The organism is Rhizobium sp. 57MFTsu3.2 (assembly GCF_012932765.1).
Classification (GTDB): Bacteria; Pseudomonadota; Alphaproteobacteria; order Rhizobiales; family Rhizobiaceae; genus Rhizobium; species Rhizobium altiplani.
Window position 1 is genome coordinate 125,631 of record NZ_JDWI01000013.1, and the last position, 16,705, is coordinate 142,335.

A 16,705-nucleotide genomic window follows, 5' to 3' on the forward strand; every position below is an offset into this window, starting at 1 on the left:
GATGTGCAGGAGCTAGTCGGCAGCATCGTCATCCTCGTCGGCGCGTTCTTTCTCTTTTCCGCCGGCCTCGGGCTTTTGCGCATGCCCGATGTCTTCACCCGCATCCAGGCGGGGACCAAGGCCTCGACGCTCGGCAACATTCTTGTCGTCGCCGGGCTTGGCATCTACCATCCCGATTGGTCGCTCAAGCTCTTGATTGTCGCCGTTTTCGTTCTGATAACCAACCCCCTGTCGTCGCACGCGCTGTCGCGCGCGGCCCATGCAGTACGCACGCCGATGGCGGAGACGACGGTTGTGGACGCGCTTCGCGATGCAGATGAGGCGGCCAAGGAGGGCAAGGCATGACAAAACGCGTCTTCAGCCTTCTTGCCATCCTCGTCTTCGCGTTAATCTTCGCCGGCGTCGCAGGCGGATATAGCGAACGCCAGACGCTCTCGCCGCTTGCCCGGCACTATCTCACCGCGGTGCCACAGGATCTCGGCGGAGCGAACGTCGTCACCGGCATCCTGATCACCTTTCGCGGCTTCGATACACTCGGCGAAGTGGCCGTCCTTTTCATGGTGGCTGCGAGCGTTGGCATCCTGCTTGGCGGATCGCCGGCGCAAGACCGCACGAACGAAGCCCCGCGACCAAGCGAGCTCGTGGAAAACGGCGCGAAGATCATCCTGCCGCTGATCTTCCTGTTCGGCGCCTATGTTATCATGAACGGTCACCTTTCGGCCGGCGGCGGCTTCCAGGGAGGGGCCGTGGTGGCGTCGGGCGTGATGCTGCTAGTGCTCGCCCGCCCCGGCACGGGCCTCCATCAAGGCTTTCTAAGCGTAACGGAATCGCTGGCGGGCGTCATTTACGTCCTGCTCGGGATTTGCGGGCTCTGGTTCGCAGGCGGGTTTCTCGACAGCCACATCCTGCCCAAGGGTGAGTTTGGCTCGCTCGCCAGCGCCGGGGCGATCCCGGTGATTTCGGCGCTGTTGGGTATCAAGGTAGGGGCGGAGCTCAGCGTCGTCATCGATCGCTTCAGAAGCTGAAGGAGGAAACATGGGGCTGCCGGTGTCGCACATTCTCATGGTCACGGGCTTCGCGCTCGTCCTCATCGGCTTCTGGGGGATGCTTGGCCATCGCAACATACTGCGCATCATCATCGGCTTTTCGTTGATCAATACCGGCCTGCATCTGGTGATGGTCGCGACAGGCTATGTAACCGGGGGGACGGCGCCGATCATCGACAAGGCGCTTTCAATCTCCGAAGCAACGGTGCGTTCGGTTGATCCCATCCCCGCCGCGCTGGTGGTCACGGCGATCGTCATCGGCTTTTCCGTGACCGCCGTGATGCTCGCCTTTGCGATCCGTATCCATGATGCCAGGAAAACTCTCTCCATCGATGCGCTGACGGAATCGAAATGGTAGGAGGCGTGCTGCAACCGCTGACGATCTTCCTGCTCGGCCTTGGCGGCGGCTTTCTGATCCCGCTTGTCTATCGCATTGCCAAGCCGCTCCCGGCCATCGTCTTCTTCGCTGCCCTTGCCGGTATGACGCTGGTCTCTGTAGTCCAATTGTGGTGGCTACTCCGTGGCGGCTCGACAAACGAGATCTATACCGCCGGAGCGATCCCACCCTTTTCCATTAATCTGCGCTTCGGGCTTTGGGAGGGGTTTTTCGCCGTCAGCGTAAATCTCGCCGCAATGCTCGGCGTCTGGCAGCTGTGGGGCCGGCTGCGTAACTCCTATGCGGCACTGCTGCTCTATCTCATACTGGTCATGGGCATCAACGGCATGGTGATGACCCGCGATCTGTTCAACCAGTTCGTCTTTTTGGAAATCATGTCGATCGCGACCTACGGCCTGCTTGGGATGGAGGGCAGCCCTGCGGCACTTTCGGCAAGCTTCAAGTATATCATGGCGACGGTGCTTGCCTCGTCATGCTTCCTGTTGGGCGCGGTGCTGCTCTACCACGTCACCGGAACCCTCAACATCGACGACATGATCGAACACAGGGCGCTGATATCAGGCCCGATCGGCACGACGGCGCTTCTCTTTGTCCTGTCGGCGCTGATACTCGAACTGAAACCCTTCCCCGCCAATGGCTGGGGTCTTGACGTTTACGAAACCGCGCCCGCCGGGATTGCGGCCCTCATCTCCGGCGGCGTGTCGGCGGGCGTCTTCTTTGCGCTGTTCAAGCTGTTGCCGCTGTTTGCGACCCATTACGACCTCATCGCCTGGGCGGGTGGCCTGACCTTTCTCTTCTCCAATCTCGCCGGTCTGCCGCAGACGAAGGTGCAGCGCCTGCTCGGCTATTCGTCGATTGCCCAGATGGGCCTGCTGATGCTGTCGCTTGCCTTGCTGCGAGAACTCGACGCCGACGCAGCGATGCCGCTTGTGGTCGGCGGGCTGTTCTTCAACCATCTTTTCGCGAAGGCCGGCCTGTTCTGGCTGGTCGGTGCGGTTGGGCTCCCACGCACCGCGGCATGGCCTGCCATTGCCAACCGACCGCTGACGCTCCTCGTCTTTGCCATGTTGCTCGTTGCAATCTCCGGTCTGCCACCTTTCCCCGGCTTCTGGGCAAAGTGGGAACTCGTGGTGCGGCTTGCCGCGGGCGAGCGCTACGGTTGGGTGATCCTCATTCTGGCTGGGTCGCTTCTCGAAGCTGCCTATATGTTTCGCTGGTTCAAGCAGTCGACACGGGCGTCGGCCGAGATTGCCGAAGCCTGGCCCAGGATCGCTGCACTCGCGCCGTCGCTTGTCTGCGTGATGTTACTGACTGCGGGAGGTTGGATCGCATCACGCCTTGCCGGGGTTGCCTCGCTCCAGCTTTTCCTGCCGCTCCTGGCTGGTCTTGTCGTCTTCTGCGTGGACGGGCTTCCCGGCCGGATCAAATGCGTGCTGATGCTCGCGCTCGTGTTCTTTCTCGGCATGGCACAAGTCTCTTTGATGTCCGGGCTCAATCAGCTGTTCGCCGCCCTTCTGCTTGGGGGCGGGCTCGTCGTTGCCATGGCGGGGCTTTATCGCACCGATCAGCGTCCCGGCTACTATCCATTCATGACGGTCCTGCTGCTTGCGATAGTCGGACTGCTTTGGGCGCCCACCAGTCTCGAGTTCTTCTTCAACTGGGAACTGATCACACTGTCGACCTATTTCCTCATCATGCAAGGGCGAAGTGCGCACCCGCATGCCTTGCCCTTCCTGATGTTTTCCCTGATTTCGGCCTTCTGCATTCTTTCCGGTTTCGGGCTTGCGGCTGCAGAGAGCGGCACCATCTCCCTGGACGCGCTCGTTTCATCCAGCATGGCGTCGATGGCATTCACCCTCTTGGGGATTGGCTTTCTCATCAAGGCCGGCGCGATCGGCCTGCATGTTTGGCTTCCCGGCACCTATGCGGAAGCCGATGATGACATGTCGGCGATGCTGTCGGCCGTGGTCAGCAAGGTCGCGATCGTCGGCCTGTTTCTTGTCACCTATCTGGCGATAAGGGCAAACACGGGGTTGGAGCTTGCACATGTGATGGCCTGGATCGGCCTTCTGACCACGCTTGGCGGTGCAGCGATGGCGCTCAAGCAGGATGACGTAAAGCTCATGCTCGCTTATTCGAGCATGAGCCAGCTCGGCTATATCATGACGGCCATCGCCATGATGAGCCATCTTGGCTGGGTGACGGCGATGTATCTCATCGCCAACCATCTGATGGTCAAGGGCATTCTCTTTCTCGTGGCAGCTGCCGTCATTTTGCGAACCGGCACGCGCCGCTTCGACGAGATCAGCGGACTTATGACGGCAATGCCGCTCACGTTCGTGCTTGCCGTCGTCGCGCTGCTGTCAATGTCGGGACTGCCGCCACTCGTCGGCTTCGGCGCCAAATGGCTGCTCCTCAGTGCCATGATCGATCGTGGGTGGTACGGGCTGGCCGCGCTTGGGGTGGCTGCGACCTTGCTCGGTCTGCTTTACATGTTCCGCTTCGCCTACGCGATCTTCCTAAGCCAACCGAAAGGAGACCGGCTATATCTGCGTGAAGCCCCGATCAGCCTGCTTGCGCCGCAAGCGCTGCTTGCGGTCGCCATTCTGGCACTCTCATTCTTCCCGAAACTCGTGATGGGTCCGATTTCGGCAGCAATCGACCCGCAATTTTCCTCAAGGCTCGTCTGGCAGGGAATGTCGCTCGAAGAGGTTTATGCGCACTGGAATCCACTGCCAGCGATGACGGTCGCACTTATGCTGTCGGCTGCGATCTTTCTCGTCGCCTGGCTTATTTACCGGGGCAATCTCGGCCGCTTTTCGAGAACGGGCATCGACGCCTTCTATCGCTTTTATAAACCGGCGTTGGCAGCGGTCACCGAACCCCTAGCCAGGGCCGTCTGGAACGGGACTAGCGCGGCGGTCATTGGAGCGGCGCAGTGGGTTCGCCAGGCCTATACCGGCAATGGCCAGACCTACTCACTGCAGATACTCTGTTACATCATCGTCCTTTACCTTTTCGGGACCTATGTACGTGGTTGATTATCGGCATCCAATACAGGCGCGGCCCGTGCGTGATCCTGCAAACGGGACCGGAGGCGCAGTTTCTGGATTTCTTGCTGAGCACTTTGCGTCAAAGGACGCGCTAAACTTCACCCATCCAACAACTCGGTTTGTGTCATGACCTCCCCTTCTGAAGGAAAGTTTTCGATTTGGACCCTGATGGCGATGTGTGTGGGCTCAATGGTCGGCGCGGGGATATTTTCCTTGCCACAGGCCTTCGGCCGCGCAACCGGACCGTTCGGTGCCATCATCGCCTGGACGATCGCCGGCGTCGGCATGCTGATGCTCGCCTTCGTCTTCCAATCGCTGTCGCGGCGCCGCCCCGATCTCGACGCAGGCATCTATGCCTATGCCAAGGCCGGCTTCGGCAATTATCTCGGCTTCCTCTCGGCTCTTGGCTACTGGTCGGCGGCGCTCCTGGGCAATGTTTCTTATTTTGTGCTCATCAAATCGACACTTGGGCTGTTCTTCCCGATCTTCGGCGATGGCAACACGATACTCGCAGTCGCAACGTCTTCGATCCTCCTCTGGTGCATGCATTTCGTCATCCTGCGCGGCATTCGCGAAGCCGCGGTAATCAACACGATCGTTACGTTTGCGAAGATTGTTCCCATCTTGCTCTTCATCGTCTTCGTGATTGCGGGTTTCAGATACGACCTGTTCGCCGCCAATTTCTGGGGCGGCGGTGACCCGACCTTCGCCGATATTGCCAGCCAGGTGCGCGCGACGATGCTGGTCACGGTCTTCGTCTTTGTCGGTATCGAGGGCGCGAGCGTTTATTCGCGTTACGCACGCAATCGTGCCGATGTCGGTATCGCGACGCTGACCGGCTTTCTCGGCGTGCTTTCGCTGATGGTTCTGATTACGCTCCTGTCCTACGGGATAATGCCGCGCGCGGATCTCGCAACGCTCAGGAATCCTTCGATGGCCGGCGTGCTCGAAGCGGTGGTCGGACCATGGGGTCGGCTGTTCGTCAGCGCCGCTCTGATAATCTCGGTCGCCGGCGCCTACCTTTCTTGGGTGCTGCTCGCCGCCGAAATTCTCTATTCGGCATCGAAGTTCGACACGATGCCGCGCTTTCTTTCCAAAGAGAACGAAAGCGGTGTTCCTTCGAACGCGCTCTGGCTCACCAACATTGTGGTCCAGGTGTTCCTGATCCTCACTCTCTTTGCGCAATACGCCTTCACCCTGGCGCTGGAGCTGACGAGCTCGATGATCCTGATCCCGTACCTCTTAGTTGCGGCTTACGGCTTCAAGCTCGCCTGGACCGGCGAGACATACGAGCGGGATTCGTCCGGTCATCGTGGCGACTTCGTGCGGGCCGGTATCGCGCTTCTCTATACCGCCGGGCTGATCTATGCCGCGGGCGCCAAGCACCTGCTATTGTCGGCCGCCATCTATGGACCTGGAACCATCCTCTACTTCATGGCCAGACGCGAGCAGGATAAGCGCACCTTTACTCCGGCAGAGACCGCCATATTTATGGTTGCGGCGGTTGGCGCAGTTGCCGCGATTCTCGGCATCGCGACAGGACGTATTAGCATTTAGTCGATCGCGCAACGCGATGAGTGGTCGCTCATTTACAGCCAGTGGTCGCAGAAAATTGCAAGCATCGCATATTCGTGGTACTTCATACGGATCACAGTCGCAGGGAAACGAATTATCGTTCCAGAGCAAATAATTACACGACGTGCATAAGCTTTAAAAAGCAACATCAGTTGGCATGAGAGGGCGACATGGCATCTCAATCCACGCAGAAATTTTCCCGTTTGGCACTCACTGGCATGGTTGTCGGATCCATGGTCGGGGCCGGCATTTTCAACCTGCCGGGTCGCTTCGGCGCCGCCACAGGACCTTTCGGAGCCATCATCGCCTGGGCAATCGCGGGTACCGGCATGTACATGCTCGCGCGCGTGTTTCAGGCTCTCGCCGAGAAACGGCCGGACATCGACGCGGGCGTGTTCGCCTATGCCAAGGCTGGTTTCGGCAACTACATGGGCTTCCTTTCGGCCTTCGGTTACTGGCTCGGAAGTTGCCTCGGCAACGTCTTCTACTGGGTGCTCATCGGGTCGACGCTAGGGCGCTTTTTCCCGGGCATCTTCGGCGACGGAAGCAGCGCGATTGCGATCATCGTGTCGCTGCTGGGCGTCTGGGCCTTCCATTTCATGATCCTGAAGGGAGTGGAGCAGGCAGCGTTCATCAACACCGTCGTCACCGTCGCCAAGATCGTGCCGATCCTCGTCTTCATCCTGCTGCTGATCTTCTTTTTCAACTACACGCAGTTCTCCGAGAACTTCTTTGGCGGTGCGGACATGCCGGCAAAGCCGCTGGTCGCGCAGGTCCGCGATACCATGTTGATCACTGTGTTCGTGTTCATCGGCATCGAAGGCGCAAGCGTCTATTCACGCTTTGCCGAAAAACGCTCCGATGTCGGCGCCGCAACCATACTGGGCTTTGTCGGCGTCACCGGTCTGATGGTGGCGGTGACCATGCTTCCCTATGCGGTGATGCCGCAATCGGCGATTGCCGCGGTCCAGCAACCTTCAATGGCCGCGGTTCTCGAAGCCGTTGTCGGGCACTGGGGCGCCGTATTCATCTCGATTGGCGTTCTGGTCTCGGTGTTGGGCGCTTATCTCGCCTGGTCGCTGATCTGCGCCGAAGTGCTCTTCGCCGCGGCCAAGTCCGACGACATGCCGAGGCTCTTTGCCGCGCAGAATGCCAATCGCGTACCAGCCAACGCGTTGTGGTTGACGAACTTGGTCGTGTCGCTGTTCATCATCTCCACCTACTGGTCACGCGACGCCTTCAATTTCATGCTCGACATGACGAGCGTCACCTCGCTTCTGCCCTATCTCCTCGTCGCCGGCTACGGCGTTTTGCTTGCCCGCAGCGGCGTGGGCTATGAAACGACGCCCAATGAGCGCGGTCGCGACCAGATTTTCGCCTGGATCGCCGTCATCTACACGATCTTCATGTTCATTGCCGCCGGTCTCAAATATGTGCTTCTCGTCGCCGTCCTCCTGGTGCCTGGCACCATTCTTTATGTCTGGGCGCGGCGTGAGCAGAAATTGCAGCTGTTTACCTCCACCGAGCTCATCATCTTCGCCGTTACATTGATTGCCGGCCTGATCGGGGCCTACGGCCTGTTGACGGGCATCATCACACCTTGAACAGAAAGGCAGGAGCGTCATGACATCAGACATCCCTTTCGGCGTGCATTCGGAAGTGGGCCAGCTTCGCAAGGTGATGGTCTGCGCGCCCGGCCGGGCTCACCAGCGCCTGACACCGAGCAATTGCGACGATCTTCTCTTTGACGACGTGCTTTGGGTCGACAATGCCAAACGCGACCATTTCGACTTCATGACGAAGATGCGCGATCGCGGCGTCGAAGTCGTTGAGATGCACAATCTGCTCGCCGAAACAGTTGCCATCCCGGAAGCGAAGAAGTGGATCCTCGATAACCAGGTCGCGCCGAACCAGATCGGGCTCGGATTGCTTGACGAGGTTCGCTCCTATCTGGAGGGGCTTTCCAACCGCGAGCTCGCCGAAACGCTGATCGGCGGCCTCTCGACCTTTGAATTTCCGGAATCGATCGGTGGTGAGCAGCTCGCGCTGATACGCGACGCGGCGGGTGTCAACGAATACCTGCTGCCGCCGCTACCGAACACGCTCTACACCCGCGACACCACCTGCTGGATCTACGGCGGGGTAACGCTCAACGCACTTTACTGGCCGGCCCGCCACGAGGAGACAATCCTCACCAGCTCCATTTACAAGTTCCATCCGGATTTCGCCGGAAAGGTGAACGTCTGGTGGGGCGATCCGACCAAGGATTGGGGGCTTGCCACGCTCGAGGGCGGCGACGTCATGCCAATCGGCAAAGGCAACGTGCTAATCGGCATGAGCGAGCGGACCTCGCGCCAGGCGATCAGCCAGGTTGCCCAGGCGCTGTTCGAAAAGGGTGCAGCCGAACGCGTTATTGTCGCGGCCATGCCGAAGCTGCGCGCGGCCATGCATCTCGACACGGTCTTCACGTTCGCCGACCGTGATTGCGTCCTGATCTATCCCGACATCGTCGACAAGATCGATGCCTTCTCCTACCGCCCGGACGGCAAAGGCGGCGTCGAGCTGCACAAGGACAAGGGCAGCTTCGTCGAGACGGTCCGCGACTCCCTCGGCTTGAAGAAGATGCGCGTCGTCCAGACCGGGGGCAATGACTACATGCGCGAGCGCACCCAGTGGGATAGCGGCGCCAACCTTGTCTGCGCTTCCCCGGGCGTCGTCTATGCCTATGACCGCAATACCTACACGAACACGCTGCTTCGCAAGGAAGGTATCGAAGTCATCACCATTACCGGTGCTGAACTTGGACGCGGGCGCGGCGGCGGGCATTGCATGACCTGCCCGATCATCCGCGACGCGGTCGATTACTGACCTTTTACGCGTGCTCCGGTCGCCCGGGTTACCGATCGCTGACGCGGTGTAAGCCGCGCCAACTTGTGGGTGTGTTCGAGAAGTGAGAGGCCGCCATGCCGTTGCGTTCCTTGATGTCGAGACACAAAGCGATTTTCGTTTACGCGGGGCTTACCGCCCTTGTCCTTTCCGGCTGCCAGAGAAGCGAGGAAAAGGAAGAGCTGCCGACGCGGCCAGTCAAGACGCAGGCTGTCTCGTTCAATCCCGAGGATACGTTCGGCTCCCTGGTTGGCGAGATCCAGCCAAGGGTCGAGACCAGCTTCGGCTTCCGCCAGGGCGGGGAAATCCGGGAGCGCGACGTCGAGGTCGGTGATCGCGTGGAGGTCGGAATGGTGATCGCCCGGCTCGATTCCGAAGATGCCCAGGATGCGCTCCGCAAGGCGGAAGCCAATCTGTTTTCCGCGCAGTCGACCTTCCAGAACGCCGAGATCGAGCGCAATCGCCAGCAGCAACTCTTCCCGCGGACGTCGACCCGTCAGCAGTTAGACGCGGCCATAGCGCAGGCCAATGTTGCCCAGGCCGGTGTCGATGCCGCTGAGGCGGCGTTGCGGATTGCCCAGACCAACCTCGACAACCGTACGCTGAAAGCCAATGGTGCCGGCGTCGTCACTGGCATTGGCGGCGAAGTGGGCCAGGTGGTCGGCGGGGGTCAGATGGTCGTCCGCGTGGCGCAGGTTGGTCCGCGGGATGCGGTGTTCCAGGTGCCGGAGGCGACGATCCAGACCGCCAACAGCAATGCCCACGTCGAAGTTCGGTTGTTAAGCAATCCAAATGTGACGGCGAGTGGATCCGTCAGGGAAATATCGCCGACCGCCAATCCGGTTACGCGCAATTTCACCGTCCGCGTCGGCCTGGACAACGCGCCTGAAGAGTTCCGTTTCGGCAGTTCGGTGCGTGGTACGATCCAGATCGCAGGCGCGCCCGTCGCGCGGCTGCCGATGACGGCGCTGTTCAACCAGAACAACCAGCCGGCCGTCTGGGTGGTTGACCCGGCAAGCAACACCACCAAGCTCGTGCCGGTAGAGGTCCATCGATTCGATACGCAGGATTTCCTCGTGAGCAAGGGGCTGTCGAGCGGCGATCAGGTCGTCGTCGCCGGCGTCCAGCAGCTGCGTCCCGGCATGGCGGTTCGCCTGCTTGAAGGAAGCGTCCAATGAACGGAGGATTCAATCTCTCCGAATGGGCCATTCAGCGCAAAAGCCTGATCGTCTTCCTCGCATTTCTGAGCGCTGTCGGCGGCATTCTCGCCTATTTCAATCTCGGCCGCGACGAGGACCCGGAATTCACCTTCAAGACGATGATCGTGTCTGCCGCGTGGCCGGGTGGCACCATCGAGCAGACTACAGACCAGATTACGGACCGGCTGGAGCGGACACTCGAGGAGGTGCCGCATCTCGATCACCTGAGGAGCCTGACCAGCGCCGGCCAGTCAGTGATCTACGTGGTGCTCGACGACGCAACGCCGCCCGACCAGGTCGGCGAATCCTGGTATCAGGCCCGAACCAGGGTCGGCGACATCGTCTCGACGCTTCCGGCTGGCGTCCGCGGGCCGTTCTTCAACGACGATTTCGGCGATACCTTTGGCATCATCTACGGTTTCACTGCTGATGGCTTCGGTGACCGCGAGGTGCGTGACTGGGTCTACGAGGCGCGCAACCGCCTGCTCAAGCTCGACGATATCGGCAAGGTTCAGCTTATTGGCACGCAGGACGAGACGATCTTCATCGAGTTCTCGACCAATCGGCTCGCCAGCCTCGGCCTCAGCATGCCGAGCGTGATCTCGACGATTCAGGCGCAGAACGCCGTTCTTCCCACCGGCCAGCTGACGACCGAGCGCGATCGCACGGTCTTGGAGGTTTCGGGCAGTCTCGCCAGCGAAAAGGATCTGCGCGAGCTCAATATTCCGACCGCCTCCGGCTTCGTTCGCCTCGGCGACATCGCCGATATCGTGCGCGGCACCGTCGATCCGCCGCAACCGCGCTTTCGCGTCGATGGCAAGCCGGCGATCGGGCTTGCCGTCTCGATGGCCTCCGGCGGCGACATTCTGCAGCTTGGCCGAAACATCGATAGCGTCATGAATCGTTTCGAGCACGATCTGCCGATCGGCATTGATCTGACGCGGGTCGCGAGCCAGCCGACAGTGGTGCAAACCGCCATTCGCGGCTTCACGACTTCGCTGGCGCAGGCTGTCGTCATCGTCCTTGGTGTCAGTTTCCTGGCACTCGGCGTGCGAGCGGGCCTTGCCGTCGCAGTCTCGATCCCGCTGGTGATGGCGCTGACCTTCCTCTTCATGGACATCACCGGCATTGCATTGCAGCGTGTCTCGCTCGGTGCGCTGATCATCGCGCTGACGTTGATGATCGACGACACGATGGTGACGGTTGAGATCACCATGGCGAAGCTCGAGGAAGGAATGGACCGCGTGAAGGCGGCAGCGTACGCCTATACATCCACCGCCTTTCCGATGCTTGCGGGAACGCTTGTCACCATTGCAGGCTTCATTCCGGTTGGCTTCGCCCAGAGTTCCTCGGGCGAATACGCGCGCTCGCTGTTCTTCGTGATCGGCTTTTCCCTGATCGTGTCCTGGCTGGTGGCGGTGCTTCTGACGCCGATCGTTGGCCTTGCCGTCCTGAAGCCGAGCGAGAAAGCCGGCGAAAAGACCGAGAGCAAGCTTATCCGCGGTTTCAAGAGGCTGCTCGGCGCCTGCGTCCGCATGCGCGTTCTCGTCATTCTGGCGACCGTCGCCCTGTTTGCCGCGTCGCTTTTCGGCTCACAGTATATGCGCCGGCAATTTTTCCCATCGTCAGATCGTCCGGAACTGCTTCTGTCGCTCGTCCTGCCACAAGATGCCTCGCAAGAGGCGACTGCCGCCCAGGTAAAGCGGGTGGAGGAAATCCTCGCCGCCGACGAAGGGGTTGCCAACTGGAGCTTCTACGTCGGCTCCGACCCGATCCGCTTCTATCTCTCGATGGACCTCAATCCGCCGGCCCCCTTCCGCGCGCAGGCAGTTGTCATCAGCAAGAGCGTTTCCCAGCGGGATGCCCTGCAGCAGAGGCTGCAAAAACTCCTCGACGAGCAGTTCCCAGATATCATCGCCCGTGTCTCTCCGCTGGAAATGGGCCCACCAGTCGGCTGGCCCGTTCAATATCGCGTCAGCGGCCCTGATATCGTCGGTGTGCGCGATCTCGCCTGGAAGGTTGCTGACGTTCTCCATACCGTCCCAGGCGCTGTTCAACCGCACCTCGACTGGAACGAACCTATCCGGAAGGTCGTCATCAACGTCGACCAAGACCGCGCCAGGCTGGTCGGGTTGAACTCGTCCGTTATCGCGCAGACGCTGTTTGCGACCTCCTCGGGCTTGCCGATCACGCAGGTGCGCGATTCCATCTATCTGGTCAACGTTGTCGCACGCGCGACGGAGGATCAACGCGTCGACATCAATACGCTGCGTTCGCTGCAGATACCGGTCGGTCCCAATCACACCGTGCCGCTTTCAAGCATCGCGACAGTGGAATACCAGACAACGCAGCCGTTGATCTGGCGGCACGACCGCTCGACTACGATCACCGTCCAGGCCGACGCGGAAAAAGGCGTGCTGGCGACTGACATCGTCGACGCCGCCACGCCGCAGATCGCTGCACTCATTCGCGACAATCCCAATTATCTGATCGAGGTGGGTGGCTCCGTTGAGGGTGCGGAAGACGGGCTCGCAGCAGTCGTAGCGATGCTGCCGGTCATGGCTGTCATCATCCTCATCGTCCTGATGTTTCAGCTGCAGAGCGTGCAGCGCCTTATCCTGGTCGTCAGCGTTGTTCCGCTCGGGCTGATTGGCGTCGTGCTGATCATGCTTATCACTCGCGTGCCAGTCGGTTTCATCGCCGTCCTCGGGATGATCGCTCTCATCGGCATGATCACCCGAAACTCGGTGGTGCTCATCGACCAGATCGATAGACGGATGGAGGAGGAAGGCAGGAGTTGGCAGGGCGTCATCGACGTCACCGCGCAGCGTCTGCGGCCGGTTTTCCTGACCGCCGGTTCGACGATCCTCGGCATGCTGCCGATCATCCGCGATCCGTTCTGGTCGCCGCTTGCCTTTACCGTGGTGGGGGGTCTGGTCGTTGCCGCGGCGCTGACGTTGATCTTCCTTCCGGCGCTTTATGTCCTGTGGTTCCGGATTCCACCTGAATTGGAACGACGACCCGCTCCGATTGCCGAGGCCGTGGCGCAGCCCGCATCCTAGGATAGATTGTAGGGTCGTAACTGTTTGCCGGGCCATAGTATTGCCGAGGCATGTCACATGTTGCATTTCGTGTTGTAGTGCCGTGCCAGACCCGCCTCGGAATCCGACGCCACAGTCCGGATCTCCTCGTCGGAAAGGCGGCCACGAAGGTAGAACCGGAAGATATCCGCGCGTGGTTTCTCGTCCGGAAGCCCGATTTCGAAATGGCGCTCGAGACGGCCAGAGCGCAGTAATACGGCGTCGATCAAGTGCGGATAGTTCGTCGCGCCGATGACGATGACCCTGCAAACCGCACGCGCTGTTTCGGATATGTCTCTGGCTGAGGACATACTAGAGGCGGGCATCGAAGCAGCGTTGGTGCTTGCAAGGAAATCGGAGCCATAACCTCCGTTTAGACGCCAGCGAAAATGGGCGGCAAATCCTCGCAACTGCCGGATTGTTGTCTCGATGAGGCGTGCCGACTAAAATCCGACTTCGGGTCTGGGGGCACCATAGGGGCAATCGCGTTGATGTCGGCCGTAGTGCAGGTTTGTAGAGTTTGATAACTCGCGTCATCCGTGAGCGCTCCCCACCTGCCGTTTATCTCGCAGCTAAACAATCTAGGAGACTCGAGATGGGTAATACCGAGGTTCGCAGCGAAAATTCACCCCGGCCCACGCGCGATCGAGGCGTCGACATGAAGCTGGAAGTGGTCGTAATCCCCGTAGCCGACGTCGATCGGGCCAAGAGCTTCTACGCGAGCCTTGGCTGGCGGCTAGACGGCGACTTCACCGCTGGTAGCGAGTGGCGCGTAATCCAGTTCACGCCGCCCGGTTCGGGATGCTCGGTCATCTTCGGAAAGAACGTCACTTCGGCTGCGCCCGGTTCTGCGCGGGGCCTATATCTGATCGTCTCCGACATCGGCGCGGCGCGCGAGGAACTTCTGGCGCGCGGTGTACGGATCAGCGAAGTGTTTCATGCAGGCGAAGAAAAGATTGGTACCGACGAGCCGTACCTTTTCGGGAGCCGGAGAGTAAGCGGCCGCGACCCTGAGCGCCGCACCTATAGGACCTACGCCTCGTTCAATGATCCTGATGGGAACGGCTGGTTGTTGCAGGAGGTCACCGGCCGCTTGCCGGGTCGCATAGACACGGGCGGGGCAGCCTTCGTTTCTTCCGCCGAACTCGAGGCCGCGCTGCGGCGCGCGTCAGAGGCCCATGGTGAACACGAGAAACTGACCGGGCAACACGATGAAGGTTGGCCAATCTGGTATGCGGAATACATGGTAAAGGAACAAACGGGAGAGCCGTTGCCTACCTAGCCATGGCCGCAGGGGCGAGGCCACTTACTCGAAAGCCTTGCCGCGTATCGGCCTTCGCTCCATGTTCGCGCGATGGACCAGCCGGATCGACATTTCTCGAAGCTGACGCCTTACACGCACAGGGTTTTTGCAGGCGACCTGGCGGAGCAGGTCGGGGCGCTTTGCTATCGGAAATCTCTCCGCGGTATCGACATACTTCTGATCACGACCCGCCAAACAAAGCGGTGGACCATTCCCAAGGGATGGCCGTGCGCTAATTTGAAAGCGTACCAGGCCGCAGAGCGGGAAGCGTGGGAAGAGGCCGGCGTCCGGGGAAAGATCAGGAAGAAGACCTTCGGTCATTACACGTATACGAAGTACCTGAAGGACAACGAGCACGTAACTTCGATCGTCGGCGTTTATCTGCTCGAGGTCAGGCGGGAGCGCTTAAAGTTTCCAGAGCAAGACCAGCGCGATTTGATTTGGAGACATCCGCGAGAAGCAGCCGTCTTGGTGCAAGAGCCAGAGCTGAAGGGGTTGATCCTAAAGTTGGGTCGGAAGTGGAAAGCTAGCGCAAGATCAGTGGCCTGATACGTGTTGCCAGCTTTGCGGCCGAGTTCGATACTCCGGTCGCAGACGCCGCACACCAAGGTATGATTGAGCCGCGATACTTCCGCGAGGTTCTCTCGTCGCAGGAATTTTTTCTCATCGTTAGATATCGTACGAACTTGAATTTCGACCGGCTACGGCATTGGATTCGTTCGCGGATCATTTTCATGCCACCCCTAGAAAAGCCGAGCTGCCCATGGTGACCGCAGATAGCCCTATTGACTAGACTGCCTTACCGGAACACATGTAGAACATAATCGCTTCCAAAGCGAGATGGAACCCATGAATTGACGAAGGCTACAGATGGCGCATGCGAGCGCAAACCCCGTTATTTCCGAGCTTCGCGAGCGTATTTCTCATCTTGATGGCGCCCTATCGCGACGGAAATGCGCCCTGCCATTTGGTGTGCCGGAAATTGATAGCCATCTGCCTGGTGGGGGGCTGGCATTGGGAGCGATCCACGAGTTCGCGGGCGGTGGTGCGGGGGCCGTGGATGGGGCAGCCGCAGCCCTTTTTGCAGCCGGGGTCGCCGCTCGCACGAAAGGGAAAGTGATTTGGTGCCTTACCCGACCGGATCTCTTCTTTCCTGCGCTGGCGCAGGTCGGCCTTCACCCGAACCGGGTAATATTCGTCGAAGCGGATCGAGAGGAGGATGTTCTCGCGTCGATGGAGGAAGCCCTTTCCTACGGTGCACTAGGAGCCGTCGTTGCTGAATTGGTTCGACTGCCGATGACGGCGTCCCGACGGCTGCAACTGGCGGCGGAAAAGTCCGGCACACTGGGATTGATTATTCGGCGGTGGCGCCGACAGAGCGAGGCAACGGACTTCGGTCAGCCAACGGCCTCGGCCACGCGATGGAGGGTAAGCGTTATGCCATCGGAAGAGCTTCCTGTTCCTGGTGTGGGGAGGGCTCGCTGGATGCTGGAGTTAATGAGAGTGAAAGCTGGCGAGTGTGCCGAGTTCGAAGTCGAAGCTTGTGATTTGTCCGGTCGCATTGCGATCCCAACGTCGGCTGGAACTTGGAGTACCGGAGGAAATCGATCCGCCCATGCCAGTTGAGTTTACCAGGATCACTCATCTAATCCACCTTGCTGGTACACGCCGCATGACGCGCATGTTCGCCGAGCAGTGACGCCGGGTGACCTTAACAAATCCTGTCCGATGAAACCGAAGACGACAAAGGAAATGTCATGTCTGCGATGAAGCAAGTGCGCGAGGAAATTAGTCCAGTCGATCAAGCTATAGAGTGGCACGATGGCGATCTGCATGCCACGATTGCCACACTGATCGACGACTGCCGCTTCCTTCGAGACCAGCTCGATACCGCTCAGAAATGCATGAGCAGCGGTCTAACGCGGGGTTGGAAGCCAAGATCTGAGCGATGATCAACTGTGGGAACTGAGCGCAAAAAGGACCTGCCAGTTGGTGCGCCCGGGAGGTACGGGAATCCAGCGCAGATTGATGCACCATTGCTCGCTGGGCAACGACACAACGCTCTTTGATTTAGTGATGACTGATATAAAGAGTTGAGCAATCCCGCAAAAAGCCACATCAGAGTGGACCCAGAGAAGTGTTTTCCAAATGGAAACGGCTATCCTT

General features: G+C 59.8%; 13 protein-coding genes. 12 read left to right on the forward strand and 1 reads right to left on the reverse strand.

Annotated features, from left to right (window positions below):
• Nucleotides 1–3: 3 nt before the first annotated feature.
• The 9 genes from mnhG to AF71_RS15915 all read left to right on the forward strand — a co-directional run bounded on the left by mnhG (nt 4) and on the right by AF71_RS15915 (nt 13,218).
• Nucleotides 4–345 (forward strand): monovalent cation/H(+) antiporter subunit G, encoded by a 342-nt coding sequence (gene mnhG, locus AF71_RS15875; RefSeq protein ID WP_169682046.1) that lies wholly within the window; start codon nt 4–6, stop codon nt 343–345.
• Nucleotides 342–1,025, forward strand: coding sequence for a hydrogen gas-evolving membrane-bound hydrogenase subunit E (gene mbhE, locus AF71_RS15880; protein WP_169682047.1), 684 nt, complete (start codon nt 342–344; stop codon nt 1,023–1,025). The genes mnhG and mbhE overlap by 4 nt, the downstream gene beginning before the upstream one ends.
• 10 nt (nt 1,026–1,035) lie before the next feature.
• A complete protein-coding gene (locus AF71_RS15885; RefSeq protein ID WP_169682048.1) occupies nt 1,036–1,404 on the forward strand; it encodes a cation:proton antiporter subunit C in 369 nt (122 codons plus the stop codon).
• On the forward strand, nt 1,398–4,484 hold the full coding sequence (locus tag AF71_RS15890) for a proton-conducting transporter membrane subunit (protein WP_169682049.1): 3,087 nt from the start codon (nt 1,398–1,400) through the stop codon (nt 4,482–4,484). The genes AF71_RS15885 and AF71_RS15890 overlap by 7 nt, the downstream gene beginning before the upstream one ends.
• Nucleotides 4,485–4,622: 138 nt before the next feature.
• The gene (locus tag AF71_RS15895; protein ID WP_169682050.1) at nt 4,623–6,053 is read left to right on the forward strand and encodes a basic amino acid/polyamine antiporter; all 1,431 of its coding nucleotides are present in this window, start codon (nt 4,623–4,625) and stop codon (nt 6,051–6,053) included.
• Nucleotides 6,054–6,241: 188 nt separating this feature from the next.
• Nucleotides 6,242–7,675 (forward strand): basic amino acid/polyamine antiporter, encoded by a 1,434-nt coding sequence (locus AF71_RS15900; protein ID WP_018856277.1) that lies wholly within the window; start codon nt 6,242–6,244, stop codon nt 7,673–7,675.
• Nucleotides 7,676–7,694: 19 nt separating this feature from the next.
• Entirely contained in the window at nt 7,695–8,939 is a 1,245-nt protein-coding gene (gene arcA / locus AF71_RS15905) for an arginine deiminase (protein ID WP_018856278.1), read from the forward strand.
• A gap of 95 nt (nt 8,940–9,034) precedes the next feature.
• Nucleotides 9,035–10,135 carry an efflux RND transporter periplasmic adaptor subunit gene (locus tag AF71_RS15910; RefSeq protein WP_169682051.1) on the forward strand — a complete coding sequence of 367 codons (1,101 nt, stop codon included), beginning with the start codon at nt 9,035–9,037 and terminating at the stop codon, nt 10,133–10,135.
• Nucleotides 10,132–13,218 carry an efflux RND transporter permease subunit gene (locus AF71_RS15915; protein WP_169682052.1) on the forward strand — a complete coding sequence of 1,029 codons (3,087 nt, stop codon included), beginning with the start codon at nt 10,132–10,134 and terminating at the stop codon, nt 13,216–13,218. Before AF71_RS15910 ends, AF71_RS15915 begins: the two co-directional genes overlap by 4 nt.
• A gap of 53 nt (nt 13,219–13,271) precedes the next feature.
• Here AF71_RS15915 and AF71_RS15920 read toward each other — a convergent pair whose 3' ends face one another.
• On the reverse strand, nt 13,272–13,547 hold the full coding sequence (locus tag AF71_RS15920) for an AAA family ATPase (protein ID WP_246733677.1): 276 nt from the start codon (nt 13,545–13,547) through the stop codon (nt 13,272–13,274).
• A 284-nt stretch (nt 13,548–13,831) separates the two neighbouring features.
• Between AF71_RS15920 and AF71_RS15925 the strand changes: the two genes are divergently transcribed.
• From AF71_RS15925 to AF71_RS15935, 3 genes are all read left to right on the forward strand, one after another.
• The gene (locus AF71_RS15925; RefSeq protein WP_169682053.1) at nt 13,832–14,518 is read left to right on the forward strand and encodes a VOC family protein; all 687 of its coding nucleotides are present in this window, start codon (nt 13,832–13,834) and stop codon (nt 14,516–14,518) included.
• A gap of 72 nt (nt 14,519–14,590) precedes the next feature.
• Nucleotides 14,591–15,088 (forward strand): NUDIX domain-containing protein, encoded by a 498-nt coding sequence (locus AF71_RS15930; RefSeq protein WP_169682054.1) that lies wholly within the window; start codon nt 14,591–14,593, stop codon nt 15,086–15,088.
• Between the two features lie 321 nt (nt 15,089–15,409).
• Nucleotides 15,410–16,165, forward strand: coding sequence for an ImuA family protein (locus AF71_RS15935; RefSeq protein ID WP_169682055.1), 756 nt, complete (start codon nt 15,410–15,412; stop codon nt 16,163–16,165).
• Nucleotides 16,166–16,705: the final 540 nt, after the last annotated feature.

Excerpts from the sequence above, each read along its gene's own strand:
- mbhE (WP_169682047.1), top strand. The coding sequence starts at position 342 with ATGACAAAACGCGTCTTCAGCCTTCTTGCCATCCTCGTCTTCGCGTTA.
- AF71_RS15885 (WP_169682048.1), top strand. The coding sequence starts at position 1,036 with ATGGGGCTGCCGGTGTCGCACATTCTCATGGTCACGGGCTTCGCGCTC.
- AF71_RS15890 (WP_169682049.1), top strand. The coding sequence starts at position 1,398 with ATGGTAGGAGGCGTGCTGCAACCGCTGACGATCTTCCTGCTCGGCCTT.
- AF71_RS15895 (WP_169682050.1), top strand. The coding sequence starts at position 4,623 with ATGACCTCCCCTTCTGAAGGAAAGTTTTCGATTTGGACCCTGATGGCG.
- AF71_RS15900 (WP_018856277.1), top strand. The coding sequence starts at position 6,242 with ATGGCATCTCAATCCACGCAGAAATTTTCCCGTTTGGCACTCACTGGC.
- arcA (WP_018856278.1), top strand. The coding sequence starts at position 7,695 with ATGACATCAGACATCCCTTTCGGCGTGCATTCGGAAGTGGGCCAGCTT.
- AF71_RS15910 (WP_169682051.1), top strand. The coding sequence starts at position 9,035 with ATGCCGTTGCGTTCCTTGATGTCGAGACACAAAGCGATTTTCGTTTAC.
- AF71_RS15915 (WP_169682052.1), top strand. The coding sequence starts at position 10,132 with ATGAACGGAGGATTCAATCTCTCCGAATGGGCCATTCAGCGCAAAAGC.
- AF71_RS15920 (WP_246733677.1), bottom strand. The coding sequence starts at position 13,547 with ATGTCCTCAGCCAGAGACATATCCGAAACAGCGCGTGCGGTTTGCAGG.
- AF71_RS15925 (WP_169682053.1), top strand. The coding sequence starts at position 13,832 with ATGGGTAATACCGAGGTTCGCAGCGAAAATTCACCCCGGCCCACGCGC.
- AF71_RS15930 (WP_169682054.1), top strand. The coding sequence starts at position 14,591 with ATGGACCAGCCGGATCGACATTTCTCGAAGCTGACGCCTTACACGCAC.
- AF71_RS15935 (WP_169682055.1), top strand. The coding sequence starts at position 15,410 with ATGGCGCATGCGAGCGCAAACCCCGTTATTTCCGAGCTTCGCGAGCGT.